The sequence below is a fragment of the Burkholderia sp. AU39826 genome (assembly GCF_020419965.1).
GTDB classification, from domain to species: Bacteria; Pseudomonadota; Gammaproteobacteria; order Burkholderiales; family Burkholderiaceae; genus Burkholderia; species Burkholderia semiarida.
Window position 1 is genome coordinate 455,459 of sequence record NZ_JAIZQG010000002.1, and the last position, 24,660, is coordinate 480,118.

General features: G+C 68.3%; 23 protein-coding genes. 8 read left to right on the plus strand and 15 right to left on the minus strand.

Annotated elements, in window-relative coordinates:
• Position 1 precedes the first annotated feature (1 nt).
• The 5 genes from LGM42_RS06900 to LGM42_RS06920 all read right to left on the minus strand — a co-directional run bounded on the left by LGM42_RS06900 (position 2) and on the right by LGM42_RS06920 (position 5,135).
• Complete coding sequence (locus LGM42_RS06900) at positions 2-1,117, minus strand: acetoin dehydrogenase dihydrolipoyllysine-residue acetyltransferase subunit (RefSeq protein WP_226231858.1); 1,116 nt, start codon at positions 1,115-1,117, stop codon at positions 2-4.
• A gap of 4 nt (positions 1,118-1,121) precedes the next feature.
• Positions 1,122-2,126, minus strand: a complete 1,005-nt coding sequence (locus tag LGM42_RS06905; protein WP_226231859.1) for an alpha-ketoacid dehydrogenase subunit beta — start codon at positions 2,124-2,126, stop codon at positions 1,122-1,124.
• A gap of 54 nt (positions 2,127-2,180) precedes the next feature.
• The gene (locus tag LGM42_RS06910; RefSeq protein ID WP_059645684.1) at positions 2,181-3,164 is read right to left on the minus strand and encodes a thiamine pyrophosphate-dependent dehydrogenase E1 component subunit alpha; all 984 of its coding nucleotides are present in this window, start codon (positions 3,162-3,164) and stop codon (positions 2,181-2,183) included.
• A 77-nt stretch (positions 3,165-3,241) separates the two neighbouring features.
• Entirely contained in the window at positions 3,242-4,018 is a 777-nt protein-coding gene (locus LGM42_RS06915; protein WP_060316456.1) for an SDR family NAD(P)-dependent oxidoreductase, read from the minus strand.
• 58 nt (positions 4,019-4,076) lie between these two features.
• Positions 4,077-5,135 (minus strand): ATP-NAD kinase family protein, encoded by a 1,059-nt coding sequence (locus LGM42_RS06920; RefSeq protein ID WP_226231860.1) that lies wholly within the window; start codon positions 5,133-5,135, stop codon positions 4,077-4,079.
• Positions 5,136-5,662: 527 nt separating this feature from the next.
• Here LGM42_RS06920 and LGM42_RS06925 point away from each other — a divergent pair.
• Positions 5,663-7,597 (plus strand): sigma-54-dependent Fis family transcriptional regulator, encoded by a 1,935-nt coding sequence (locus LGM42_RS06925; RefSeq protein ID WP_226231861.1) that lies wholly within the window; start codon positions 5,663-5,665, stop codon positions 7,595-7,597.
• A gap of 9 nt (positions 7,598-7,606) precedes the next feature.
• On the opposite strand, the gene LGM42_RS06930 is transcribed toward LGM42_RS06925, so the two are convergent.
• Complete coding sequence (locus LGM42_RS06930) at positions 7,607-8,041, minus strand: carboxymuconolactone decarboxylase family protein (RefSeq protein ID WP_059585287.1); 435 nt, start codon at positions 8,039-8,041, stop codon at positions 7,607-7,609.
• Positions 8,025-8,486: a MerR family transcriptional regulator gene (locus LGM42_RS06935; protein ID WP_060316471.1), complete on the minus strand. Its 462-nt coding sequence runs from the start codon at positions 8,484-8,486 to the stop codon at positions 8,025-8,027. Before LGM42_RS06935 ends, LGM42_RS06930 begins: the two co-directional genes overlap by 17 nt.
• A 285-nt stretch (positions 8,487-8,771) precedes the next feature.
• Here LGM42_RS06935 and LGM42_RS06940 point away from each other — a divergent pair, with 285 nt between their 5' ends.
• Together LGM42_RS06940 and LGM42_RS06945 are read left to right on the plus strand one after the other, a co-directional pair.
• Positions 8,772-9,383: a ComEA family DNA-binding protein gene (locus tag LGM42_RS06940; RefSeq protein WP_124861762.1), complete on the plus strand. Its 612-nt coding sequence runs from the start codon at positions 8,772-8,774 to the stop codon at positions 9,381-9,383.
• Positions 9,384-9,471: 88 nt separating this feature from the next.
• Positions 9,472-9,903, plus strand: a complete 432-nt coding sequence (locus LGM42_RS06945) for a YidB family protein (RefSeq protein ID WP_099316472.1) — start codon at positions 9,472-9,474, stop codon at positions 9,901-9,903.
• A 117-nt stretch (positions 9,904-10,020) separates the two neighbouring features.
• Here the strand turns inward: LGM42_RS06945 and clpB are convergent, their stop codons facing one another.
• Together clpB and LGM42_RS06955 are read right to left on the minus strand one after the other, a co-directional pair.
• The gene (clpB, locus tag LGM42_RS06950; protein ID WP_060316478.1) at positions 10,021-12,618 is read right to left on the minus strand and encodes an ATP-dependent chaperone ClpB; all 2,598 of its coding nucleotides are present in this window, start codon (positions 12,616-12,618) and stop codon (positions 10,021-10,023) included.
• A gap of 158 nt (positions 12,619-12,776) precedes the next feature.
• Positions 12,777-13,295, minus strand: a complete 519-nt coding sequence (locus tag LGM42_RS06955; RefSeq protein WP_059645665.1) for an Rrf2 family transcriptional regulator — start codon at positions 13,293-13,295, stop codon at positions 12,777-12,779.
• A 252-nt stretch (positions 13,296-13,547) separates the two neighbouring features.
• Here LGM42_RS06955 and LGM42_RS06960 point away from each other — a divergent pair, with 252 nt between their 5' ends.
• A complete protein-coding gene (locus LGM42_RS06960; RefSeq protein ID WP_226231862.1) occupies positions 13,548-14,108 on the plus strand; it encodes a group III truncated hemoglobin in 561 nt (186 codons plus the stop codon).
• 62 nt (positions 14,109-14,170) lie between these two features.
• On the opposite strand, the gene LGM42_RS06965 is transcribed toward LGM42_RS06960, so the two are convergent.
• The 6 genes from LGM42_RS06965 to LGM42_RS06990 all read right to left on the minus strand — a co-directional run bounded on the left by LGM42_RS06965 (position 14,171) and on the right by LGM42_RS06990 (position 20,503).
• The gene (locus tag LGM42_RS06965) at positions 14,171-14,647 is read right to left on the minus strand and encodes a molybdenum cofactor biosynthesis protein MoaE (protein WP_060316491.1); all 477 of its coding nucleotides are present in this window, start codon (positions 14,645-14,647) and stop codon (positions 14,171-14,173) included.
• 11 nt (positions 14,648-14,658) lie between these two features.
• Positions 14,659-14,916 (minus strand): molybdopterin converting factor subunit 1, encoded by a 258-nt coding sequence (gene moaD, locus LGM42_RS06970; protein WP_059585279.1) that lies wholly within the window; start codon positions 14,914-14,916, stop codon positions 14,659-14,661.
• A 19-nt stretch (positions 14,917-14,935) separates the two neighbouring features.
• On the minus strand, positions 14,936-16,183 hold the full coding sequence (gene glp / locus LGM42_RS06975) for a gephyrin-like molybdotransferase Glp (RefSeq protein ID WP_059585278.1): 1,248 nt from the start codon (positions 16,181-16,183) through the stop codon (positions 14,936-14,938).
• Positions 16,184-16,417: 234 nt separating this feature from the next.
• On the minus strand, positions 16,418-17,869 hold the full coding sequence (thrC, locus tag LGM42_RS06980) for a threonine synthase (RefSeq protein WP_124658618.1): 1,452 nt from the start codon (positions 17,867-17,869) through the stop codon (positions 16,418-16,420).
• A 13-nt stretch (positions 17,870-17,882) separates the two neighbouring features.
• On the minus strand, positions 17,883-19,211 hold the full coding sequence (locus LGM42_RS06985; RefSeq protein WP_059585276.1) for a homoserine dehydrogenase: 1,329 nt from the start codon (positions 19,209-19,211) through the stop codon (positions 17,883-17,885).
• A gap of 53 nt (positions 19,212-19,264) precedes the next feature.
• Positions 19,265-20,503, minus strand: a complete 1,239-nt coding sequence (locus LGM42_RS06990) for a pyridoxal phosphate-dependent aminotransferase (RefSeq protein ID WP_059585275.1) — start codon at positions 20,501-20,503, stop codon at positions 19,265-19,267.
• Positions 20,504-20,818: 315 nt separating this feature from the next.
• Between LGM42_RS06990 and LGM42_RS06995 the strand changes: the two genes are divergently transcribed.
• From LGM42_RS06995 to LGM42_RS07010, 4 genes are all read left to right on the plus strand, one after another.
• Complete coding sequence (locus tag LGM42_RS06995) at positions 20,819-21,193, plus strand: Mth938-like domain-containing protein (RefSeq protein WP_059645648.1); 375 nt, start codon at positions 20,819-20,821, stop codon at positions 21,191-21,193.
• A gap of 123 nt (positions 21,194-21,316) precedes the next feature.
• Positions 21,317-22,993, plus strand: a complete 1,677-nt coding sequence (locus tag LGM42_RS07000) for a glycosyltransferase family 39 protein (RefSeq protein WP_060316494.1) — start codon at positions 21,317-21,319, stop codon at positions 22,991-22,993.
• Positions 22,994-23,006: 13 nt separating this feature from the next.
• Complete coding sequence (locus LGM42_RS07005; protein WP_059585272.1) at positions 23,007-23,378, plus strand: EamA family transporter; 372 nt, start codon at positions 23,007-23,009, stop codon at positions 23,376-23,378.
• Positions 23,379-23,508: 130 nt separating this feature from the next.
• Complete coding sequence (locus LGM42_RS07010; RefSeq protein ID WP_059585271.1) at positions 23,509-24,660, plus strand: DegT/DnrJ/EryC1/StrS family aminotransferase; 1,152 nt, start codon at positions 23,509-23,511, stop codon at positions 24,658-24,660.

Sequence of the window (24,660 nt, forward strand, 5' to 3'; positions counted from 1 at the left end):
GTCAGTCTCCGAGGAACGCGACGATCAGGCGGTTCACGTCGGCGGCCGCCTCCATCTGCACCATGTGCCCGCCGGCGGCGATCACCTCGGCGCGCACGCCGTCCGGCAAGCCCTGCGCGTGCCGCGCGGGAATCACCTGGTCGCGCTCGCCCCAGATCACGAGCGTGCGCGGCGCAAGCGACGCGAGCCGGTCGCGGAATACGCGCCGCTGCGCGGCGCCGTCGAACGCGGCGTCCGCGATCTTCTCCAGCGCGGCCTGCACGCCTTCGAGCCGCTTGTACTTGACGAGATCCTCGACGAGCTGCCGCGTGACCAGCGCGTCGTCCGCGAACAGCGCGCCGAGGTGCGGCTTCAGCGTGTTGCGGCTGTTGCCGGCGACGAAGCCGTCGATGTATGCACGGTTGATGTCGGTGCCGAGCCCCGCGCTCGCGATCAGCGTGAGCGACGCCACGCGCGCCGGCGCGCTGTCGGCCAACGTCATCGCCACCGCGCCGCCCATCGAATGGCCGATCAGGTGCGCACGCTCGATGTGCTGCGCATCGAGCAGCGCAAGCACCGCGTCGGCCAGTTCGTCGAGACTGCCGGTCTCGACGGCCTTCTCCGACTCGCCGTGGCCGGGCAGATCGAGCGCCCACACCGGCCGGTGCGCGGCGAGTTCCGCATGGTTGAACAGCCAGTTGTTCAGGTCGCCGCCGAAGCCGTGGATCAGCACGGCCGGCGTGCCCGAACCGTCGCCGAGCTTCAGGAAGCGGATCGTGCGTCCACCGATCCGCGCCTTCTCCGGCTGCGGGCCGGCCGCCTCGTCGGACGCCGCGCTCGGCACGAAGTCGCGCTGGAAGTCGGCGATCGCCGCATCGATGTCGGCGTCGCTCGTGTCGGCGGCCGCGACCACGCCGAGCAGCGCGCCGACGGGCAGCGTCTCGCCCTCCTGCGCGATCTGCCGGCGCAGCGTGCCGTCGAACGCGCATTCGACGCCCGACGAGATCTTGTCGGTCTCGACGTCGAGCACCTCGTCGCCCTTCGCCACGCGTTCGCCGATCGCCTTCAGCCAGCCATTGACCTGCCCCTGCTCCATCGACAGCCCCCACTTGGGCATCGTGATCATGTGAATCGACATCGTGTCAGCTCCTCGTCTTCAGGACCGCCCGCGCAATCGCATCGGCGGACGGGATATACAGGTCTTCCAGCACGCCGGCGAACGGCGCGGGCGTATGCGGCGCGGTGACGAGCTCGATCGGCGCCTTGAGCGAGCGGAACGCGCGCTGCGCGACGAGCGCGGCGATGTCGGTCGCGATCGAGCAGCGCGGGTTCGCTTCGTCGACCACCACCACGCGCCCCGTGCGCTCGGCGCTTTCGAGAATCGTTTCCTCGTCGAGCGGCGACGTCGTGCGCAGGTCGATCACGTCGCACTGGATGCCGTCCTTCGCGAGCGTCGCGGCCGCGTCCATCGCCAGATGCACCATCCGGCCGTACGTGACGATCGTCGCGTCGTCGCCGTCGCGCAGCACGTTCGCCTCGCCGAACGGAATCGCATAGGATTCCTCCGGTACGTCGCCCTCACGCGTATAGAGCAGCTTGTGTTCGAGGAAGATCACGGGATCGTTGTCGCGGATCGCCTGGATCAGGAGCCCCTTCGCGTCGTACGGCGTCGACGGGCACACGACCTTCAGCCCCGGGATGTGCGTGAACAGCGACGTGAGCATCTGCGAGTGCTGCGCGGCCGCGCGCAGGCCGGCGCCGTACATCGCGCGGATCACGACCGGCGTCACGGCCTTGCCGCCGAACATGTAGCGGAATTTCGCCGCCTGGTTGAAGATCTGGTCGAAACACACGCCCATGAAATCGATGAACATCAGTTCCGCGACGGGCCGCATCCCGCACGCGGCAGCGCCGACCGCCGCGCCGATGTAGCCGCCCTCCGACAGCGGCGTATCGAGCACGCGGCCCGGAAACTTGTGGAACAGCCCCTTCGTCACGCCGAGCACGCCGCCCCATGCGTCGTCCTCGCCGGGCGCGCCCGCGCCGCCCGCGTTGTCCTCGCCCATCACGATCACGCTGTCGTCGCGCGCCATTTCCTGCGCGAGCGCCTCGTTGATCGCCTGCGAATAGCTAATCTTCCTTGCCATGTCTGTCTCCTGGAATGTTCGGTTCGCCGTGCCGGCTGCTCGGTCAGGCCGGGTTCACGGATACGACACGTAGACGTCGGCGAGCAGGTCGGCGGCATCCGGCAGCGGCGCCGCCTTCGCCTGCGCGACCGCGTCGTCGATCAGCGCCTTCACCTGGGCGTCCACCGCGCGCAGGTCGGCCGTCGTCAGCGCTTCGGCGCGCACGACGCGCGTTTCGAAATGCTTCAGGCAGTCTTTCTCGTCGCGCAGCTTCTGCACTTCGCCCGGCGCGCGATAGGTTTGCGCATCGCCCTCGAAGTGGCCGAAATAGCGCGTGAACTTCACCTCGACGAGCGTCGGGCCGCCGCCGTTGCGCGCGCGGTCGACGGCTTCGCCGAGCGCCTCGTGCACCGCGAAGAAGTCGAAGCCGTCGACGATCACGCCCGGCATCCCGAACCCGTTCGCCCGATCGGCGATGTTGTCGGTCGCGACCGACCAGCTCGACGACGTCGCTTCCGCATAGCCGTTGTTTTCGGCGACGAAGATCGCGGGCAGCCGCCACACCGACGCGAGGTTCATCGATTCGAAGATCACGCCCTGGTTCGACGCGCCGTCGCCGAAGAAGCACACGCCGACGCCGCCGGTTTTCCTGTACTTGGCCGCGAGCGCCGCACCGCACACGAGCGGGCCGCCCGCGCCGACGATCCCGTTCGCACCGAGCATCCCCATCGACAGATCGGCGATGTGCATCGAGCCGCCCTTGCCGTGGCAGACGCCTGTCTTCTTGCCGTAGATCTCGGCCATCATCCCGTGCACGTCGACGCCCTTCGCGATGCAATGGCCGTGGCCGCGGTGCGTGGTGGCCACGTAGTCGTCGAGGCCGAGGTGCAGCATCGTGCCGACGGCGGACGCCTCCTCGCCCGCGTACAGGTGAACGAAGCCGGGTATCTCGCCGGTCGCGAATTCGACGTGCAGGCGTTCCTCGAATTCGCGGATCGTGCGCATCAGCCGATAGGCGTCCAGCAGCTTGTCCCTGCCGAGCTGTGTCGAAGCGGTCATGTGTGTCTCCTGGGTAGGTCTGACTGCGAATGCCGCCCCGGCCATGCCGTGGCGGCGGATTGCACGGCCTGCGGCCGTCAGTGAAACGTGAAGCCGCCGTCGACGTTCACGGCCTGGCCCGTCACGTTGTCCATCGTCGCGAAGAACAGCGCGAGCCGGCCCATGTCTTCCGGCGTCTGCGCGCGGCCCTGCGGAATCAGCGTCAACTGGTGCCGCTGCCACGACTCCTCGACCGATTCGCCGTCGGTCTTCCATTCGTCGGACAGCCGGTCCCACATGTAGGTACGGACGATGCCGGGGCAGATCGCGTTGACGGTCACGCCGTCGCGCGCGAGCTCCTTCGCCAGCGCGTTGGTGAAGCCGACGACCGCGAATTTCGATGCGCTGTAGTGCGCGAGATTCGGGAAGCCTTCCTTGCCCGCGATCGACGCGACGTTGATGATCCGGCCGCGCCGCTGCGCCTTCAGATGCGCGAGCGCCGCGCGGCAGCCGAGGAACGTGCCCTTTGCGTTCACGTCCATCACGAAATCCCAGTCGCGCTCGGTCAGGTCTGCAACCGGACGGATGCTGATCACGCCCGCGCAGTTCACGAGGATGTCGAGCCCGCCGAGGTCGCCGAGCGCCTGCGCGACCATCGCGTCGACCTGCGCGGCCTGCGTGACGTCGACCTTCGCGATCGCCGCGCGGCGGCCGAGCGCGCGCACCTCGCCGGCGGTCGCGTCGAGCGCGTCGTCGAGCAGGTCGGCCAGCAGGATGTCGGCACCGGCGCCGGCGAGCGTCAGCGCGATGCCGCGGCCGATGCCGCGCGCGCCGCCCGTGACGATGGCGACCTGTCCTTCGAGAGGGGCTGTCATGGCGATGTCTCCTTGATGATCGTGATGGATGTCGAAACGTCTTCGTGAAACCGGTGTATCAGTCGTGCCACGCACCGGCATCGCGCAGCAGTTGCCGTGACGACGCGTAGCGCAGCGTGCGGCCGACGTCGACCGTCAACGGTCCGCCCCAGTCGAGTGCGATCTCGTAGCGATCGCCGCGCGCGACCTCGATCTCGCGCTCGCCGTCGAACGCGAACGTGCCGCGCTCGAACGGAATCGCGTGCCACGCGCCCGGCTCGAGCCGCTCGCAACTGCGCATCACGACGCGGTCGACGCGCCCCGGCGCGATCGGCGCGACGAGCGGCGTGCCGGCCGTCTTGCCGGCATCCGCGAAGCGCATCGCGAGCCCGTGCGGCGCGCTGCGTTCGAGCGGCGCCCACGCGCCGCCGAGCGCGGACAGGCCGATGCCGTCCGGTTCCGCGAACGTCAGATAGAGCGTGTCGATGTCGTCCGAGCCGGAGATCGCGCGCGCGCCGACGAAGCGCTGCCGCGCGGCGCACACATCGACGAGCGCGATCTCCTCGCGCCCGGGCTGCGCGCCCGCGACGCAGCGCACGACGAGCCGCTTGTTGCGCACGAACGCGACCTCGGCCGGCACGGCGCCGGTCGCGACGAGCCCCGCGGCGACGCCGGCGACGGTCGCCTCGCGATGTTCGGGAAACGCGTTGTTGGTGCCGGTGGACAGCGCGACGAGCGGCGTCGCGCCGCAATGCGCGGCCACCGCGCGATGGGTGCCGTCGCCGCCGAGCACGACGATCAGCGACACTTCCATCCGATGCAGATAGGCGGCGCCGGCCTGCGTGTCGGCGACGCTGTCGGTGATCGGCAGGTCGACGAATTCGACCTGGGGCCAGCGCTCGTGCGGCGCGACCGCGCGATGCGTGTCGATCGCGCGCAGCAGCAGCGTCGCGATGCCCGTGCGGTCGCGCAGCGTCAGCACGCGCTCGACGCCCATCGCGCCGAGGCCGGCCAGCAGGCGCACGATCATGTTCGCCTTCTCCGCGGTCGGAAACACGGATGCATGCGTCGTGAGGCGGCGGATGTCGCGCCCCGATGCGGGGTTCGCGATCACGCCGACGGTAACGGGCGTCGTCACGGGTTTGTCTCCATCCAGTCGGCAGGGCCGGCGTATTGCGCGCGCCGCCCTCGCCTGTTTCGTCCGCTGCCATCGACGGGCGGCGGATCGTCGTCGCCGACGCGATCGCGCCGGCTTGCCCGTCATCTCTGCAAGCGGCGTGCCATCGTGCATGCGATGCCCGCGAAACCCGCGTCCGCGCTGGCGCGGCGGGCATGCGCACGTTCGGAATGCGCGGTCGTGACGGCGCGGCGCGCGTCGGATTCGCCGGCACGTCTCATGCCGTCGATACGGCGACGCGATCGTCGCGGCGCGCGCGCATGCGCGGCGTTCCGCCCGCAAACCCTGCGTTCGCGCGGCGCCGCGCGCGCGACGCCCCGCCTGACGACCGTCGCGCCGCGCGCGGGCGGCCGTCTCAATCGCGCGAGACGCATCGGATACCGGTGAGACGACCGTCTCACGCGCGCCGCGTGCTGCAATGCAGTGTGATCCGCCGGACCGGATGTGCTACAAGAACAGCGACATCCCCGCCGTACCCGGAGCCGACCATGCCCTACGCCGTCCCCCAGGCCCAGCACGCCGACCGCATACTCGGCGCGCTCGCCGGGCGCCTGCCCGCGCCGGCCGATTCCGCGCGCCTCGTGTCTTCGTGGCAGCGATCGCTGGAGCGCTATCGCCTCGACCCCGCTTCGTCGATCGGCCCGCGCGTGCTGACCGCGGCCGAGCTGCGCGAAGTGCGCGACAAGGAAGAGGCCTTCCTGCGCGCGTCGGGCCAGTGCCTGACGCGGCTGCACGACATGATCCGCGTCGCCGACTACTGCGTGATGCTGACCGACGCGCACGGCGTGACGATCGACTACCGGATCGACCGCGAGCGCCGCAACGACTTTCGTCATGCGGGGCTGCACATCGGCTCGTGCTGGTCGGAAAGCGAGGAAGGAACCTGCGGCGTCGCGAGCGTGCTGACCGATCTCGCGCCGATCACCGTGCACAAGACCGATCACTTTCGCGCGGCGTTCACGACGCTCACGTGCAGCGCGGCGCCGATCTTCTCGCCGGGCGGCGAGCTGATCGGCGTGCTCGACGCGTCGGCCGTGCATTCGCCCGACGGCCGCGACAGCCAGCGCCTCGTCTACCAGCTCGTGCGGCAAAGCGCGGCGCTGATCGAGGACGGCTACTTCGTGCACAGCACCGCGCAGCACTGGATATTGTTCGGGCATCCGAACCGTCACTACGTCGAAGCGCAGCCCGAGTGGCTGATCGCGTTCGACGAATGCGGCAACATCGTCGCCGCGAACCGGCACGCGCGCGACGCGCTGCCGGCGCTGCGCGAGCCGCGCCATATCGACGAGATCTTCGATGCGACCGAGATGCCGCTGCGCGACGCCGCGCGGCTCGACGCGATCGTCGCGCTGCGGCTGCGCGCGACCGGCGCCCCGCTCTACGCGCGGCTGCGCGCGCCGCTAAGGCGCGCCGGCCGCGAACCGGGCGCGGCACGAGCCGCCCACGCATCGCGCCGCCCGGGCACCGCCGCGCCGCGTCACGTCGGCGCGCTGACGCCGTTCCTGCACAGCAGCGACGCGCGCATCGCGCAACAGGCCGAACTCGCGCTGCGCGTCGCGAGCAAGCGGCTGCCGATCCTCGTGCTCGGCGAAACCGGCGCGGGCAAGGAAGTGTTCGCCCGCGCGATCCACGACGCCGGCGCGCGGCGCGCGCGGCCGTTCGTCGCCGTGAACTGCGGCGCGCTGCCGGAAGCGCTGATCGAGAGCGAACTGTTCGGCTATGCGGCCGGCGCGTTCACCGGCGCACGCAAGCACGGCGCGCGCGGCAAGATCGCGCTCGCCGACGGCGGCACGCTGTTTCTCGATGAAATCGGCGACATGCCGCTCGCGCTGCAGACGCGCCTGCTGCGCGTGCTGGCCGACGGCGAGGTCGTGCCGCTCGGCAGCGATACGCCGGTGCGCGTCGATCTCGACGTGATCTGCGCGACGCACCGCGATCTTGCGCGGATGGTGGCCGACGGCACGTTCCGCGAGGATCTGTACTACCGGTTGAGCGGCGCGACGTTCGAGCTGCCGCCGCTGCGCGAACGCGCGGACGTGCGCGACGTGATCGCCGCCGTGTTCGCCGAGGAAGCGCAGGCGACCGGCCACGTGCTGACGCTCGATGCGACGCTCGCCGAACAGCTCGCGGCCTACCCGTGGCCGGGCAACGTGCGGCAACTGCGCAACGTGCTGCGCTATGCGTGCGCGGTGTGCGACGCCGCGCGCGTGACGCGGCACGACCTGCCGGCCGAGCTCGCCGCGCAACTCGGCGGCGCCCCGGCGGGCGTGCTGCCCGATGACGAACGCGGGCGCATCGTCGCCGCGCTCACCGCGCATCGCTGGCGGCCCGACGCGGCCGCCCGCGCGCTCGGCATGTCGCGCGCGACGCTGTACCGGCGCATCGCGAAGCACCGGATCGTCGCGCCGCACCGCGCGTGACGCGCGCCGTCATGCGGGCTGCCCGGCCGCTTCGTTCGCGTGGTCTGCCCCGCCGGCCGCTTCGTCGCGCCGCTTGAACACCTCGTGCGCGGCAAACAGCGCGTTGAGCGCGGCCGGCATCCCCGCATACACGGCCATCTGCATGAACACCTCGACGATCTCGTCGCGCGTGCAGCCCACGTTCAGCGCGGCCTCGATATGCACCTTCAGTTGCGGCTGCGCGTTGCCGAGCGCGGCCAGCGCGGCGATCGTCGCGATTTCGCGCGCCTTCAGGTCGAGTTGCGGCCGGCTGTAGATGTCGCCGAAGCTGAATTCGACCAGGAGCCGCGCGAAATCCGGCGCGATCGGCGCAAGCGCCGCGATCACGCGTTCGCCCGCTTCGCCGTCGATTTCCTTGAGCTTGTTCCAGCCGCGCGTGTAGCGATCCTCAACGAGTCGTTCCATCTTGTCCGTCCTGTTCCGATAAAGAGTGAGAAAGATTCGCCCGTCGTTCCGTTTCCCGTTCCTTCGCCTCGTAGTACGCGATCTTGGCGCCGATCGCATCGAGGCTCGCCTGCAGCTCCGCGATATGCGCGCGCACCGCGTCGCGATGCGCGACCAGCAAGTCGCGCCGCGCGCGGAACGTCGACTCGCCCTGCTCGCGCAGCACCGCGAACGCCTGCATCTGCGCGATCGGCATGCCGGTCGCCTTCAGGCGCATCACGAAGGCCAGCCAGTCAAGGTCGGCCGGCGCATAGAGCCGGTGCCCGGCCGCCGTGCGCGAAATCGCGCGCAGCAGGCCGGCCTGCTCGTAATACCGCAACGTGTGCGTCGACACGCCCGTCAGTTCGGCGACTTGCCCGATCGTCAGCGGACCGGCGGCGGAGGGTTGGGATACGGTTTTCGACATGGCACGAACAAGGTTAGGAGTTAGAGTTCACTCTAAGTCAAGCATTGTCTGACGGCCAGTGCGGCGTTCACTCGCGGCCCCCTGCGACACCGTAAAGAATGGTCAAAATCGCCCGCCGCGACCGCTTTCGGCCTTTACAGCACCGCAAGCCTTCAGCAAGATGCGATCAGCCTGTCTCAAAAAGGGCACGCATTTGTCCTATGCTTAACGGCGACGCCCGGCCAGCTCGCGGGCCGCCGTCCGTTGCAACAACCATTCATCCGTCAGAACCAGGGAGCCCTTGCCATGCTGAAAAAGCTGCTGATGCTGTTCGTCGCGCTGTCGCTGTCGCTCGCCGCCGGCCTTGCCGCGGCCGTCGATGTCAACACGGCCGACCAAGCCGCGCTCGAATCCGTGAAGGGTCTCGGGCCCGTGAAGTCGAAGGCGATCATCGACGAACGCACCAAGAACGGCCCGTTCAAGGACGCCGACGATCTCGCGAACCGCGTGAAGGGTCTCGGCACGAAGTCGGTCGGGCATCTCGAGGAAAACGGCCTGACGATCGGCGGCTCGTCGACGCCGCCGAAGGGCGTGAAGCCGTCGAAGCCGGCCGCGACGACGTCGGCGACCCCATCGACCACGACGTCGGCAGGCACCGCATCGACGTCCACGACCGCGACGGCCGGCACGACGGCCACGGCCCCCGCGCCGGCGGCGAGCGCACCGGAAGCAGCCGCCAAGCCGGCCAAGACCAAGCGCGCATCGAAGAAGGAAAAGGCGGCAGCGGCGGCAGCGGCATCCGCCGACACGGGTGCGAGCGCACCGGCGGCCGCATCGTCCACGAAGGCGGCGAAGGGTTCGAAGAAGAAGAGCAAGAAGGACAAGGCAGCCTCCGCCGCCGCGGCGTCGGGCGCCTGATGTGCGCCGCGCGCGCGACGGCGTGCGCGCGGCATTCGTTCAACGGGCGCCGTCGTCACGGCGCCCTTTTCAGTGAAGGTGAAGAACCATGGGTCTCCTCGACATCGTCGGCGGTCTGATCGGCGGCCAGGCCGGCGGCAACTCGCAAAGCGCGCTGATCACGACCGCGCTCGAATTCATCAACAACCAGCCGGGCGGCCTGAACGGGCTGATCGAGAAGTTCAAGGCCGGCGGCGCCGGCGAGATCATCGGTTCGTGGGTCGGCACCGGCGAAAACCAGCCGATCTCGCCGGATACGCTGCAGAACGTGCTCGGCTCGGACGTCGTCGGCTCGCTCGCGAGCAAGGTCGGCATCGATCCCGCGCAGGCCTCGTCGATCCTCGCGCAGGTGTTGCCGCACGTCGTCAACGGCGCGACGCCGAACGGCGAAGTGCCGGCCGGCGGCCAGGTCGACACGTCGAACGTGCTCGGCACGCTCACGCAGCTCGCCGGGATGTTCGGCGGCAACAAGCAGGGCTGAGCCCGCACCGCGACCGGGCGGCCCGTTCGGCCGCTCCATAAGCAAACACCCCGCCGAGGCGGGGTGTTCGTTTTTGCGCGCCCGGCGTGAGCCGGGCACGCGGCCGATGGCGGACGATCAGTGAACGACGCGGTCGAACACGAACTGGCCGTCGTTCACGTCGACCGGGATCACGTCCTTCGGACCGAAGCGGCCCGCGAGGATCAGCTTCGCGACCGGGTTCTCGATCTCCTGCTGGATCGCGCGCTTCAGCGGCCGCGCGCCGAACACCGGATCGTAGCCGACCTTCGCGATCTGTTCGAGCGCCGCCGGCGACACGTCGAGCGCCATGTCGAGCTTCGCGAGCCGGTCATGCAGGCGCGCCAGCTGGATCTTCGCGATCGACTCGATGTTGCTGCGGTCGAGCGCGTGGAACACGACGACGTCGTCGATCCGGTTCAGGAACTCGGGGCGGAAATGCTGCTTCACCTCGAGCCACACGGCGTCCTTGATCTCGTCCTGCGGCGAGCCCGTCATGGCCTGGATCACCTGCGAGCCGAGGTTCGACGTCATCACGATGACCGTGTTCTTGAAGTCGACCGTACGCCCCTGCCCGTCCGTCATGCGGCCGTCGTCGAGCACCTGCAGCAGCACGTTGAACACGTCCGGATGCGCCTTCTCGATCTCGTCGAGCAGGATCACGCTGTACGGCTTGCGGCGCACGGCTTCCGTCAGGTAGCCGCCTTCCTCGTAGCCGACGTAGCCCGGCGGCGCGCCGATCAGCCGCGCGACGCTGTGCTTCTCCATGAACTCGCTCATGTCGATGCGGATCAGGTGCTCTTCCGAATCGAACAGGAACGACGCCAGCGCCTTGCACAGCTCGGTCTTGCCGACACCGGTCGGACCGAGGAACAGGAACGAGCCGTACGGACGGTTCGGATCGGCGAGCCCCGCGCGCGACCGACGGATCGCATCGGCCACTGCGCTGATCGCCTCGTCCTGGCCGACCACGCGCTCGTGCAGCTTTTCCTCGATGTGCAGCAGCTTCTCGCGTTCGCCCTGCATCATCCGCGACACGGGGATGCCCGTCGCACGCGACACGACTTCCGCGATTTCCTCCGCACCGACCTGCGTGCGCAGCAGGCGCGGACGCGTCGGGTTGTGCTGCTCCTGCTCCTCGGCCTGCGTGACCTGCTTCAGTTGCGCCTCGAGCTGCGGCAGCTTGCCGTACTGCAGCTCGGCGACCTTCTCCAGCTTGCCTTCACGCTGCAGCCGCGCGATGTCCGCCCGCACCTTCTCGATCTCTTCCTTGAGCTGCGCGCTCCCCTGCACCGCGGCCTTCTCGGCGGTCCAGATCTCTTCCAGGTCCGCATATTCGCGGCCGAGGCGCTCGATCTCTTCCTCGATCAGTTGCAGGCGCTTCTGCGACGCTTCGTCCTGCTCCTTCTTCACCGCTTCGCGCTCGATCTTCAGCTGGATCAGACGACGGTCGAGCTTGTCCATCTCTTCCGGCTTCGAATCGATTTCCATCTTGATCTTCGAGGCGGCTTCGTCGATCAGGTCGATTGCCTTGTCGGGCAGGAAGCGGTCGGTGATGTAGCGATGCGACAGCTCGGCCGCGGCGACGATCGCCGGGTCGGTGATGTCGACACCGTGGTGCAGTTCGTACTTCTCCTGCAGCCCGCGCAGGATCGCGATCGTCGCCTCGACGCTCGGCTCGTCGACGAGCACCTTCTGGAAGCGGCGTTCGAGCGCGGCGTCCTTCTCGATGTACTTGCGGTATTCGTCGAGCGTGGTCGCGCCGATGCAGTGCAGCTCGCCGCGCGACAGCGCCGGCTTCAGCATGTTGCCCGCGTCCATCGCGCCTTCGGCCTTGCCCGCGCCGACCATCGTGTGAATTTCGTCGATGAAGACGATCGTCTGGCCTTCGTCCTTCGCGATGTCGTTGAGCACGGCCTTCAGGCGTTCCTCGAACTCGCCGCGATACTTCGCGCCGGCGAGCAGCGCGGCCATGTCGAGCGACAGCACGCGCTTGCCCTTCAGCGTCTCGGGCACCTCGCCGTTGACGATCCGCTGCGCGAGCCCTTCGACGATCGCGGTCTTGCCGACGCCCGGCTCGCCGATCAGCACCGGGTTGTTCTTCGTGCGGCGCTGCAGGATCTGGATCGAGCGGCGAATTTCGTCGTCGCGGCCGATCACCGGGTCCAGCTTGCCCGCGCGGGCGCGCTCGGTCAGGTCGACCGTGTATTTCTTCAGCGCCTCGCGCTGGCTTTCGGCGTCCTGGCTGTGCACCTGCGAGCCGCCGCGCACCGCGGCGATCGCGGCTTCGAGCGCCTTGCGCGTGAGACCGTGCTGGCGCGCGAGCTTGCCGGCGTCGCCCTTGTCGTCGGACACGGCGAGCAGGAACATCTCGCTCGCGATGAACGTGTCGTTGAGCTTCTGCGCTTCCTTGTCGGCCTGATTCAGCAGGCCGGCCAACTCACGGCCGATCTGGATGTCGCCGCCCGTGCCCGTTACTTGCGGCAGGCGCGAAATGGCTTCGTTCAGCGCGCCCTGGAGCGCCTGCACGTGCACGCCCGCGCGCGACATCAGCGAGCGGGCCGAGCCGTCGTGCTGCGCGACCAGCGCCGCGAGCACGTGAACGGGTTCGATGTATTGATTGTCGCGGCCTGCCGCGAGGCTTTGCGCGTCCGCGAGTGCTTCCTGGAACTTGGTGGTGAGCTTGTCGATTCTCATTTGGTAGAGACCTCCAATTTTCGATTAACACCAAGATGAGGATGGTTATGCGGCTTTCAAGCGAAATTCGGGTTGATTCAGCGCAAAAATTGCCGGATAGCCTGAAAACGGTCCGGCGGCGTGATGGCGCGAGCGGGCAGCGCGCGGCGCCCCGCGCATCAGGGGGCCTTGGACGACGTCTGTTCAACTGCCGGCGCTTCGTCCGGCACCGGCGCGGCACGCACGAGCGCGACCGGACGAATGCCGAGCAACGCCGCGAGCGGCGATGCGGGCACGGCCAGCTCGCCGAGCGTGTGACGATCGAGCTCCGCGAAGAACGCATCGCGCGCGGCCGCCAGCACGCTTTTCAGCCGGCACTGCGGCTCGATCACGCAGCCGCGCGGCTCGCTGCCGTCGGGCGAAAAGCAGCCGACCAGCGCGAAGTCGTTTTCGGTCGCCCGCACGACCTGGCCGACCGTCAGCCGCAGCGAATCGGCGAACAGCCGCAGCCCGCCGTTGCGGCCGCGCACGGTGTCGACCCAGCCCAGTTCGCCGAGCCGCTGGACGACTTTCATCAGATGGTTCTTCGAGATGCCGTAGGCGTCCGAGATCTCCTGGATCGTCGCGAGCCCCTCGCCGCGCACGGCCAGATACAGCATCACGCGCAGCGAATAGTCGGTGTAGTCGGTGAGTCTCATGAGCGAATACAGAAAAGGTCGATCGTGCCCCGCTCCGATGAACCGGGCCGATCGCGAGGCGTGCAGGGCCGATAGACGGTGCCGTGGCGCGGCCCCGGGTTGCCGGGATCGCGTGCGCGCAATAAGATGCGGGATATCTACACGTTTTCCAGGGGTTATTGGACGCTATTTTGCGTCAAAATCCGACCGGCGTCCTGCCCGTCGCCGGCGCCGTCGCGCCGTCACCGCCCCGCTCTACCGGCCCTTTTCGTCATGACTGCCCAGCCCGTCTCGCCCGATACCGTACCGGCCCGCCCCCGCGACGCCGAGCCGACCGAAGACAACATCCGCGATCTCGTCTACGCGTTCTACGAGCGCGTACGCGCCGATCCGCTGCTGGGGCCCGTATTCGACGCGAAGCTGGCCGGCCGCTGGGACGACCATCTGCCGAAGATGGTGACGTTCTGGTCGAGCCTCGTGCTCGGCACCAAGGGCTATCGCGGCAACGTGCAGCAGGCGCACCAGCCGCTCGACGGGATCGAGCCGGCCCATTTCAGCCGCTGGCTGTCGCTGTTCCTGAACACCGTCGAAGCGCGCTACGCGCCGCCCGCGGCGGTTCGTTTCATGGAGCCCGCGCTGCGGATCGCGCAGAGCCTGCAGTTGAGCCGGTTCGGCTGGGACTACCGGATTCCGCCCGAGCAGCAGGCGCTGCTCGACGCGATCGCGCCGCGCCGCCGCGACGCGGGCGACGATTCGCACGCGTTGCCGTCGCGCGCCCGCGGCGAGCCTTTTCCGACGAAGATCATCGGGCGCGGCGTCGACCCGGACGCGTAACGCCCTTTACACGCGACGACGGCACCCACGCGGCACTTCGCTGCATCGCCCGCGTGCCGCGCTCAGCGCGGCGCGTTGCCCGACTCGACGCCCCAGCGCGCGAGCGCGGCGTCGTCGGTACTGCGCGCATCGACCCAGCGCTCGCCGTCCGGCGTCGTTTCCTTCTTCCAGAACGGTGCTTCGGTCTTCAGATAATCCATCACGAACTCGCACGACGCGAACGCGTCGCCGCGGTGCGACGCGACCGTCGCGACCATCACGATCTGGTCGAGCGGCAGCAGCCTGCCGACGCGGTGCACGATCGCGACGTCGACACCCGGCCAGCGCCGGCCGGCCTCGGCCGCGATCTTTTCGAGCGCCTTCTCGGTCATTCCCGGATAGTGCTCGAGCTCCATCGCGGCGACCGTATCGCCTTCGTTCAGGTCGCGCACCGTGCCGACGAAGCACGCGAGCGCGCCGATCTTCGGGTTGCGCGCCCGCAATGCCGCCACTTCGGCATTCAGATCGAAATCGTCGGTCTGGACTCGTACCGTTGCCATCGCCTCCCCCCTCAACCGCCCGTGACGGGCGGGAAGAACGCGACCTCGCAGCCTTCGGTGAGCCGCGTGTCGGGGTCGGTCATCTCGTGGTTGCACGCCATGCGCAACGCGCGCCCTTCGGCGAGCGTGTCGGCCCACGCGCCGCCGCGTGCGCGCAGCCACGCGCGCACGTCGCCGACGGTCGTCACGCCGTCCGGCACGTCGGCTTCTTCATCGGCCACGCCCAGCGCTTCGCGCACGCTTGCAAAAAATTTCAGTTGAATCTTCATGGTTCGGGGAGCCGCCGCGTCACGACAGCAGTTCGGAAAACGGGATGAAACGCACGGTCTCGCCTGCGCTGATCGCGTGCTGCGGCGGATTGTCGATCAGGCCGTCGCCCCAGACCGTCGACGTGAGCACGGCCGAGCTCTGGTTCGGGAACAGGTCGAGGCCGCCGGCCGCATTGACGCGCGCCCGCAGGAATTCGTTGCGCCGGTCGCCTTTGCTCTGCGAAAAATCGGCCCGCAGCGACAACGCGCGCGGCGCGACGTCGCGTACGCCGGACAAGCGCAGCAGGAACGGCCGCACGAACAGCAGGAACGTGACGAAGCTCGAGACCGGGTTACCGGGCAGCCCGATGAAATGCGCGTCGGCGCGCTCGTCGCCGCGGCGCACCGCGCCGTACGCGAGCGGCTTGCCGGGCTTCATCGCGATCTGCCACAGCGCGAGCCGGCCTTCGGCCTCCACGGCCGGCTTCACGTGATCCTCGTCGCCGACCGACACGCCGCCGCTCGTCAGGATCACGTCGTGATCGCGGGCGGCCTCGCGCAGCGTGTCGCGCGTCGCGGCCAGCGAGTCGGGCACGATGCCGTAATCGGTCACGTGGCAGCCGAGCCGCTCGAGCAGCCCGCGCAACGTGAAGCGGTTCGAGTTGTAAATCGCGCCGGGCTTCAACGGCTCGCCGGGCATCGTCAGTTCGTCGCCGGTGAAGAACACCGCGACGCGAATCCGCCGCGCGACCGCCAGTTGCGCGCAGCCGACCGACGCGGCGAGACCCAGCGCCTGCGGCGTGAGCCGGGTGCCGGCCGGCAGGATCACCGAACCCTGACGGATGTCCGCGCCCTGCGCGGTGATCCATTCGCCGGCCTTCGGCGTGTGCAGGATCTCGACCGCGTCGCCGTCGGCCGATGCCTGCTCCTGCATCACGACGGCATCGGCGCCCGGTGGCACCGTCGCGCCGGTGAAAATCCGCGCGGCCGTGCCGGCCGCGAGCGGCGCGGCCGGATGCCCGGCCGGAATGCGCTGCGACACCGGCAGGCGCCGGTCGCCGTGCAGCAGGTCGGCGACACGCACCGCATAGCCGTCCATCGCGCTCGTATGCATCGGCGGCACGTCGAGCGGCGAGCTGACGTCGGCCGCCAGCACGCGGCCGAGCGCGTCGAGCGTGGCGACGGTTTCGGCGCCGGGCAGCGGCTTCGCGGCGTCGAGCAGCGCGGCGAGCGCCTCGGCGGTCGACAGCATCGGCGCGCGCGGCGCCGCGGGATTCGGGTTCGACATCGATGGAATCGGGGATCGTTGGAATCAATACGTCATTGTAGCGACGACGCCACGCAGACGCGCGATATGGCGGGCATGCGAAAACTGTGATCGGCGCGAACGCGCGGGTCTGGCACCTGTTTCGCGCGGCGTATGATGCCCGCGCGCCAAACGAAACGGCCGGAACCCCGATCCGTTCGACGAATCGGCATTCCGGCCGTCCCGCGCGACCGGGCCCGCAGGCCCGGCCGTGCGTCATGCGCCCGTATGGGCGGCGATGAAGTCCTTCACCTGCTGCGCGTCGGCCTTCACGACCTCGAAGCGCTGCGGCAGCGCCTCGAGCCCGTCGAAAGCGGCCGGACGCTCGGCTTCGCGATCGAGCGCCTCGCGGATCGTCTCGCCGAACTTGATCGGCTGTGCCGTCTCGAGCACGACCATCGGCACGCCGGCCTCCAGATGCTCGCGCGCGACCTTCACGCCGTCGGCCGTATGCGTATCGATCATCGTGTCGTAGCGCGAGAACACGTCGCGGATCGTCGCGATGCGGTCGGCGTGGCTGCTGCGGCCGGACACGAAGCCGAATTCGGCCACACGCGCGAAATCGCCGCTCGCCGCGAGATCGAAGCCGCCCTTCTCCTCGACGTCGCGGAACAGTTGCATCACGCGCGCCGGATCGCGGCCGAGCAGGTCGAACACGAAGCGCTCGAAGTTCGACGCCTTCGAGATGTCCATGCTCGGGCTGCTCGTGTGATAGGTGTTCTCGGCGCTGCGCACGCGGTACGCGCCGGTGCGGAAGAACTCGTCGAGCACGTCGTTCTCGTTGGTCGCGACCACCAGCTTCGCGATCGGCAGCCCCATCATCCGCGCGATGTGGCCCGCGCAGACGTTGCCGAAGTTGCCCGACGGCACCGTGAACGACACGCGCTCGTCGTTGGACTGCGTCGCCGCGAAATAGCCCTTGAAGTAGTACACGACCTGCGCGACGACGCGTGCCCAGTTGATCGAGTTGACGGTGCCGATCTTGTGCCGAGCCTTGAACGCGTGATCGTTCGACACGGCCTTCACGATATCCTGGCAGTCGTCGAACACGCCTTCGACCGCGAGGTTGAAGATGTTCGGATCCTGCAGGCTGAACATCTGCGCCGTCTGGAACGCGCTCATCTTCTTGTGCGGCGACAGCATGAACACGCGCACGCCGGCCTTGCCGCGCATCGCATACTCGGCCGCGCTGCCGGTGTCGCCCGACGTCGCGCCGAGGATGTTCAGCGTTTCGCCGTGCTTCGCGAGCGTGTACTCGAACAGGTTGCCGAGCAGCTGCATCGCCATGTCCTTGAACGCGAGCGTCGGGCCGTTCGACAGTTCGAGCAGCGACAGCGCCGCGCCGTTCTCGGTGCCGAGCGCCTTCAGCGGCGTGATGTCGGACGCGTTTTCGCCATGGCGCGTGTTGCTGTACACGGCGGCCGTGTACGTGCGGCGCGTGAGCGCGCGCAGGTCGTCGGCCGGCACGTCGTCGCAGAACTTCGACAGGATCTCGAACGCGAGATCCGCGTACGACAGCGTGCGCCAGCGCGCGAGCTCGTCGGCGGACACCTTCGGATACTCGGCCGGCAGGTAGAGCCCGCCGTCCTTCGCGAGACCGCCGAGCAGGATGTCGGAGAACGTATGGCGCTCGCCGATGCCGGCGCCGCGCGTGGAGATGTAGTTCATGTCGTTCCTGTCCTCAGTTCAGCGCTTCCATGCGCAGCTTCGTTACCTTCGAGACCACCGTCGCGAGGCTCTCGATCTGCGCGATCGCCGCGTTGACGTTCTTCTCGACCGTCTCGTGCGTGATCAGGATGATGTCGGTCTCGCCGTTCGCGCCGTCGATCTGCTCCGATTCCTTCTGCAGCAGCGCGTCGATCGAGATGCCCGACTCGGCGAGGATGCGTGTGATGGCGGCCAGCACGCCGGTCTGGTCGGCAACGCGCAGGCGCAGGTAGTAGCCGCTCGTCACTTCCTCGATCGGCAGGATCGGCGTGTTCGACAGGCTGTCCGGCTGGAACGCGAGGTGCGGCACGCGATGCTCGGGGTCGGCCGTGTGCAGGCGCGTGACGTCGACGAGATCCGCGACGACGGCCGATGCGGTCGGCTCGGCGCCCGCGCCCTTGCCGTAGTACAGCGTCGTGCCGACCGCATCGCCGTGCACGACGACCGCGTTCATCGCGCCCTCGACGTTCGCGAGCAGGCGCTTTTCCGGGATCAGCGTCGGGTGCACGCGCAGCTCGATGCCGTTCGCGGCGCGGCGCGCGATGCCGAGCAGCTTGATCCGGTAGCCGAGCTCTTCCGCGTAGCGGATGTCGGTCGCGTCGAGCTTGCTGATGCCCTCGACGTACGCGCGGTCGAACTGCACCGGCACGCCGAACGCGATCGCGCTCATGATCGTCGCCTTGTGCGCGGCGTCGACGCCTTCGATGTCGAAGGTCGGATCGGCTTCCGCGTAGCCGAGTTCCTGCGCGGCCTTCAGCGCGGTCGCGAAATCGAGGCCGCGGTCGCGCATTTCCGACAGGATGTAGTTCGTCGTGCCGTTGATGATGCCCGCGATGTACTGGATGCGGTTCGCGGTCAGGCCTTCGCGCAGCGCCTTGATGATCGGGATGCCGCCGGCGACGGCCGCCTCGAACGCGACCATCACGCCCTTCTCGCGCGCGGCTTCGAAGATCTCGGTGCCGTGCACCGCGAGCAGCGCCTTGTTCGCCGTAACGACGTGCTTGCCGTTCGCGATCGCGCGCAGCACGAGCTCGCGCGCGATGCCGGTGCCGCCGATCATCTCGGCGACGATCGCGATCGACGGATCGTCGACGACCGCGTTGAAGTCGTCGGTGATCTGCGCGGCCGCGGCGTCACCGCCGAGCGCGGCCTGCGCCTTGGCCGGGTTGCGCACGGCAATGCGCGCCACCTCGATGCCGCGCCCCGCGCGTCGCTTGATTTCTTCCTGGTTGCGGCGCAGCACCGTGAAGGTGCCGCTGCCGACGGTGCCGAAGCCCAACAGGCCAACTTTGATCGGTTCCATGCTGCGTGTGATCGATGAGTAAGAAGTAATGAGTTCCGTGTGGCGCTGCCCGCTCAGACCGAATGGCGCTTGCGGTAGCCGTCGAGAAAGCGCGCGATCCGGTTGATCGAATCGGCCAGATCGTCGAGGTTCGGCAGGAAGACCACGCGGAAGTGGTCCGGCGTCGCCCAGTTGAACCCCGTGCCCTGAACCAGCAGCACGCGTTCCTCGAGCAACAGGTCGAGAATGAACTGCTGGTCGTTCTGGATCGGGTAGAGCTTCGGGTCGAGGCGCGGGAACATGTACAGCGCGGCCTGCGGTTTCACGCAGGTCACGCCCGGGATCGACGTCAGCATGTCATACGCGAGTTCGCGCTGCTTGTACAGGCGCCCGTTCGGCACGATCAGCTCGTTGATGCTCTGGTAGCCGCCGAGCGCCGTCTGGATCGCGAACTGGCCGGGCACGTTCGCGCACAGGCGCATCGACGACAGGATGCCGAGCCCTTCGAGGTAATCCTTCGCGCGCCGGCGATTGTCGCCGCCGAGGCCCGACACGGCCATCCAGCCCGCGCGATAGCCGCACGACCGATAGCTCTTCGACAGGCTGTTGAACGTGACGGTGATCACGTCCTCCGACAGCGCACCCAGCGCGGTGTGCTCGAGACCGTCGTAGACGATCTTGTCGTAGACCTCGTCGGCGAACACGATCAGCCCGTGCTGGCGCGCGATCTCGAGCAGCTCGAGCAGCAATTCGTCGGAATAAAGCGCGCCGGTCGGATTGTTCGGGTTGATCACGACGATCGCCTTCGTGTTCGGCGTGATCTTGCCGCGGATGTCGTCGAGGTCGGGCATCCACGCGTTCTGCTCGTCGCACACGTAGTGCACGGGCGTGCCGCCCGACAGGCTCACGGCCGCCGTCCACAGCGGGTAGTCGGGCGCGGGCAGCAGCACTTCGTCGCCGTCGTTCAGAAGCGCCTGGGTCGCCATCACGATCAGCTCGGACGCGCCGTTGCCGATGTAGATGTCGTCGAGGCCGACGCCGACGACGCCCTTTTCCTGCGTGTAGTGCATCACGGCCTTGCGCGCCGAGAACACGCCCTTCGAATCCGAATAGCCGGACGACGCCGGCAGGTTGCGGATCATGTCCTGGATGATTTCGTCCGGCGCGTCGAAACCGAACGGCGCGAGGTTGCCGATGTTCAGCTTGATGATGCGGTGGCCTTCTTCCTCGAGGCGCTTGGCGTGCTCGAGCACCGGGCCACGGATGTCGTAGCAGACGTTGAGCAGCTTGTTCGACTTCTGAATCGGTTTCACGACGACACGGTTCCTGGGTTGGCCTTGCGGCCGGGGGGACGGGATCAAAACTGGAAAGCGGCCGGTCTGTGCGCGCTGTCTAGGCTGGGAAAAAGCGGCGGCCGGACGCGGCTTGTGGCGACGCACGACGCAAGTGGCGCCCGGGGGCGACCAAAAAGTTATAATTTAGCGGATTTTGGCCGACTTTCGCAATGCACCATAGCCGCGCCGGGCCCGCGCCGTCAGGCGTCCGCGCGTGCCGGAGCGCGCGAAACCGGCCCGCCGGGCCCCACGGCCCTGCCAATCCATTCCCCTACGGAACCGCGGAATACCGATTTGAAACTGCACCAGGACACGAGCGGCGCGCTCAACACCGTCACCGGCTACGGCCCCGATTATGTCGACGTCAACCTCGAACGCCATGAAACGAGCGTCATCGTCCTGCCCGGCGCGCCGGTCCAGGCCTGGCCCGTGGCGTCGTTCGACGCGCTCGCGCCCGAGCATTTCGCGATGCTGCTCGACCCCACGCCAGAACTCGTGATCTTCGGCAGCGGCGCGCGGCTGCGCTTTCCGCACCCGCGGCTCGTCGCGGCGCTCACCGCGAAACGGATCGGCGTCGAGACGATGGATTTCCAGGCCGCCTGCCGCACCTACAACATCCTGATGGCCGAGGGCCGCAAAGTCGCCGCCGCGCTCTTGATTGAACGTTAATCCCCGATGCGGTAAAACACGGGCCGGCGCAGCGGGTCGATCCCCGGATCGCCGCGGCCAGGCCGCCCGCCCCCGGCGCACCGCGCCGGCGGCCCGTCACAACAACCAACAGGCTGAAAACCCATGAACGATACGCCGTCGAGGCTACCGCTCAATCGCATCACGCTCGTCCTCCTCGTCGTCGCGCTCGCGATCGTCTGGTTCGCGCCGCTCGGGCTGCGCCACCTGATCCCGAGCGACGAAGGCCGCTATGCGGAAATGGCGCGCGAAATGTTCGTCACCGGCGACTGGATCACGCCGCGCTACAACGGCTACAAGTACTTCGAGAAGCCGCCGCTGCAGACCTGGCTGAACGCGCTGACGTTCGCGTGGTTCGGCATCGGCGAATGGCAGGCGCGCCTCTATACCGCCGTCGCGAGCTTCGCCGGCGTGCTGCTCGTCGGCTACACCGGCGCGCGCCTGTTCAACCCGCTGTCGGGCTTGCTCGCGGCCGTCGTGCTGGCCAGCTCGCCGTACTGGAACCTGATGGGCCACTTCAACGCGCTCGACATGGGGCTCGCGTTCTGGATGGCGCTGTCGCTCTGCTCGCTGCTGCTCGCGCAGCAGCCCGGGCTGCGCCCGGCCGCAGTACGCGGCTGGATGTGGGCGTGCTGGGCCGCGATGGCGTTCGCGGTGCTGTCGAAGGGCCTCGTCGGCCTGATCCTCCCGGGCGCCGTGCTCGTGCTGTATACGCTGATCGCGCGCGACTGGGCGCTGTGGAAGCGCCTGTACCTCGTCAGCGGCCTCGTGATCTTCTTCGCGATCGTCACGCCGTGGTTCGTGCTCGTCCAGCAGCGCAACCCCGAGTTCTTCAACTTCTTCTTCGTCGTCCAGCAGTTCCGCCGGTATCTGACCCCGGAACAGAACCGCCCGGGCCCGCTGTACTACTTCGTGCCCGTGCTGCTGGTCGGCTTCCTGCCGTGGCTGTCGGTCGCGTGGCAGAGCATCCGCCATGCGCTGCGCATGCCGCGCCAGCCGAACGGCTTCTCGCCGATGCTCGTGCTGCTGATCTGGAGCGCGTTCATCTTCCTGTTCTTCAGCGCGTCGCATTCGAAGCTGATCTCGTACGTGCTGCCGGTCGCGCCGGCGCTCGCGCTGATCATCGGCGCGTACCTGCCGCTGATGACGGCCGAGCGCTTCCGCCGCCACCTGCTCGGCTATCTCGTGTTCTTCGTCGCCGCGGCGTTCGGGATCATCTTCCTCGCGTACCAGGGCGACGCCCGCACGCCGAACGCGCTGTACCGCGCATTCCAGATGTGGCTGTACGCCGGCCTCGCGGTCTCGGCCGCGCTGACGCTCGCGGCCGCGTGGCTGAACCGCCGGGCGGGCGCGGCCGCCGCGCTCGCCGCGTTCGGCGCCGCGTGGCTCGCGTTCGGCACGATCGGCGGCACCGGGCACGACGAGTTCGGCCGCTACAGCTCGGGCGCGCTGCTCGCGCCGGCCGTGCGCGCCGAGCTGGCGAAGCTGCCGCCCGACACGCCGTTCTACTCGATCGAAATGCTCGACCACACGTTCCCGTTCTACGTGGGCCACACGACGATCATGGTCCAGCGCCAGGACGAGCTCGCGTTCGGGATCTCGGTCGAGCCGAACAAGTGGATCCCGACCGTCGGCGAATGGATCACGCGCTGGAAGCAGGACACCCATGCGCTCGCGATCATGCCGCCCGGCCAGTACGACGCGCTGGCCAAGGAAGGCGTGCCGATGCGCGTGATCGCGCGCGACAACCGCCGCGTGATCGTCGAGAAACCGCAATCGTAAGGACGTCCCCCGCATGAATCCCGTTTCGTTCGTCTGCATCGTCACCGGCGTGATGCTCAACGCCTGTGCGCAACTTTTGCTGAAAGCCGGCGTCAACGCCGTTGGACACTTCGAATTCAGCCGTGCGAACATCATTCCGGTCGGATTCAAGATCGCGACCCAATTGCCGATCATCGGCGGCCTCGGCTGCTACGTGCTGAGCGTCGTCGTATGGATCGTCGGGCTGTCGCGGGTCGACGTCTCGATCGCGTACCCGATGCTGTCGCTCGGCTACGTCGTCAACGCGTTCGCGGCGTGGTACCTGTTCGGCGAAGTCCTGTCGATGCAGCGGCTCGTCGGCATCGGCATCATCCTGATCGGCGTGCTCGTGCTCGCGCGCAGTTGAGCACGGCGCGCGGCGTTAAGCGTCCGCCTACAAAAAATCACGGTACGAATCGGCCAACCGGTGTTTAATGCCGGTTTCGGACGGATCGCCCGACCCTTTTATTACACGCCATTACAGGCCCAACGCGTTCATGAGCCAGACTACCGCTCCGTTTCTGCCGTTCACCCGCCCCGAGATCGACGAGGAAACCATCCAGGGCGTCGTCGACGTGCTGCGCTCGGGCTGGATCACGACCGGCCCGCAGTGCCAGAAATTCGAAGCCGCGCTGTCGGAGTACTGCGGCGGCCGCCCGGTCCGCGCGTTCAATTCGGGTACCTGCACGCTCGAGATCGGCCTGCGCATCGCGGGCGTCGGCCCCGGCGACGAGGTGATCACGACGCCGGCGTCGTGGGTCTCGACCAGCAACGTGATCATCGAAACGGGCGCGACGCCCGTATTCGCGGACATCGATCCCGTCACGCGCAACATCGATCTCGACAAGCTCGAGCAGGCGATCACGCCGCGCACGAAGGCGATCGTCCCCGTGTTCCTGTCCGGCCTACCGGTCGACATGGACCGCCTGTACGCGATCGCCCGCGCGCACAAGCTGCGCGTGATCGAGGATGCCGCGCAGGCATTCGGCTCGACGTGGAACGGCAAGCGCATCGGCGCGTTCGGCGACCTCGTGTCGTTCAGCTTCCACGCGAACAAGAACCTGACGACGATCGAAGGCGGCGCGCTCGTGCTGAACGACGAGGACGAAGCCGTGCTCGCGCAGAAGTACCGGCTGCAGGGCATCACGCGCACCGGCTTCGACGGGATGGACTGCGACGTGCTCGGCGGCAAGTACAACCTGACCGACGTCGCCGCGCGCGTCGGCCTCGGCCAGTTGCCGCACCTCGAGCGCTTCACCGCGCAGCGCCGCGCGCTCGCCCGCGCGTATTTCGCCGCGTTCGACGGCGGCGCGGCCGTGAAGCTCGGCCTCGGCCTGCCGGTCGCCGAATTCGAGAACGGCAACTGGCACATGTTCCTCGTCACGCTGCCGCTCGAGCGGCTGACGATCACGCGCGCCGAATTCATGGCGCAGATGAAGGAACGCGGCATCGGCACCGGCATCCACTACCCGGCGATCCATCTTTTCACGCTGTACCGTGCGCGCGGTTTCAAGGAGGGCATGTTCCCCCACGCCGAACGGTACGGCGCGTCGACCGTCACGCTGCCGCTGTTTACGCAGATGACGGAAGGCGACGTGCGTCGCGTGGTCGACGCCGTCAATCAGATTTGCGAACAATACGGAAAATAA

Coding starts and splice junctions, on each gene's coding strand:
- LGM42_RS06910 (WP_059645684.1), bottom strand. CDS start 3,164: ATGACCGCTTCGACACAGCTCGGCAGGGACAAGCTGCTGGACGCCTAT.
- glp (WP_059585278.1), bottom strand. CDS start 16,183: ATGTCGAACCCGAATCCCGCGGCGCCGCGCGCGCCGATGCTGTCGACC.
- LGM42_RS06925 (WP_226231861.1), top strand. CDS start 5,663: ATGCCCTACGCCGTCCCCCAGGCCCAGCACGCCGACCGCATACTCGGC.
- LGM42_RS06940 (WP_124861762.1), top strand. CDS start 8,772: ATGCTGAAAAAGCTGCTGATGCTGTTCGTCGCGCTGTCGCTGTCGCTC.
- LGM42_RS07010 (WP_059585271.1), top strand. CDS start 23,509: ATGAGCCAGACTACCGCTCCGTTTCTGCCGTTCACCCGCCCCGAGATC.
- clpB (WP_060316478.1), bottom strand. CDS start 12,618: ATGAGAATCGACAAGCTCACCACCAAGTTCCAGGAAGCACTCGCGGAC.
- LGM42_RS06985 (WP_059585276.1), bottom strand. CDS start 19,211: ATGGAACCGATCAAAGTTGGCCTGTTGGGCTTCGGCACCGTCGGCAGC.
- LGM42_RS06900 (WP_226231858.1), bottom strand. CDS start 1,117: ATGTCGATTCACATGATCACGATGCCCAAGTGGGGGCTGTCGATGGAG.
- thrC (WP_124658618.1), bottom strand. CDS start 17,869: ATGAACTACATCTCCACGCGCGGCGCCGGCATCGGCGAGCGCCATACG.
- LGM42_RS06905 (WP_226231859.1), bottom strand. CDS start 2,126: ATGGCAAGGAAGATTAGCTATTCGCAGGCGATCAACGAGGCGCTCGCG.
- LGM42_RS06935 (WP_060316471.1), bottom strand. CDS start 8,486: ATGTCGAAAACCGTATCCCAACCCTCCGCCGCCGGTCCGCTGACGATC.
- LGM42_RS06930 (WP_059585287.1), bottom strand. CDS start 8,041: ATGGAACGACTCGTTGAGGATCGCTACACGCGCGGCTGGAACAAGCTC.
- LGM42_RS06955 (WP_059645665.1), bottom strand. CDS start 13,295: ATGAGACTCACCGACTACACCGACTATTCGCTGCGCGTGATGCTGTAT.
- LGM42_RS07005 (WP_059585272.1), top strand. CDS start 23,007: ATGAATCCCGTTTCGTTCGTCTGCATCGTCACCGGCGTGATGCTCAAC.
- LGM42_RS06915 (WP_060316456.1), bottom strand. CDS start 4,018: ATGACAGCCCCTCTCGAAGGACAGGTCGCCATCGTCACGGGCGGCGCG.
- LGM42_RS06965 (WP_060316491.1), bottom strand. CDS start 14,647: ATGGCAACGGTACGAGTCCAGACCGACGATTTCGATCTGAATGCCGAA.
- LGM42_RS06945 (WP_099316472.1), top strand. CDS start 9,472: ATGGGTCTCCTCGACATCGTCGGCGGTCTGATCGGCGGCCAGGCCGGC.
- LGM42_RS06960 (WP_226231862.1), top strand. CDS start 13,548: ATGACTGCCCAGCCCGTCTCGCCCGATACCGTACCGGCCCGCCCCCGC.
- moaD (WP_059585279.1), bottom strand. CDS start 14,916: ATGAAGATTCAACTGAAATTTTTTGCAAGCGTGCGCGAAGCGCTGGGC.
- LGM42_RS07000 (WP_060316494.1), top strand. CDS start 21,317: ATGAACGATACGCCGTCGAGGCTACCGCTCAATCGCATCACGCTCGTC.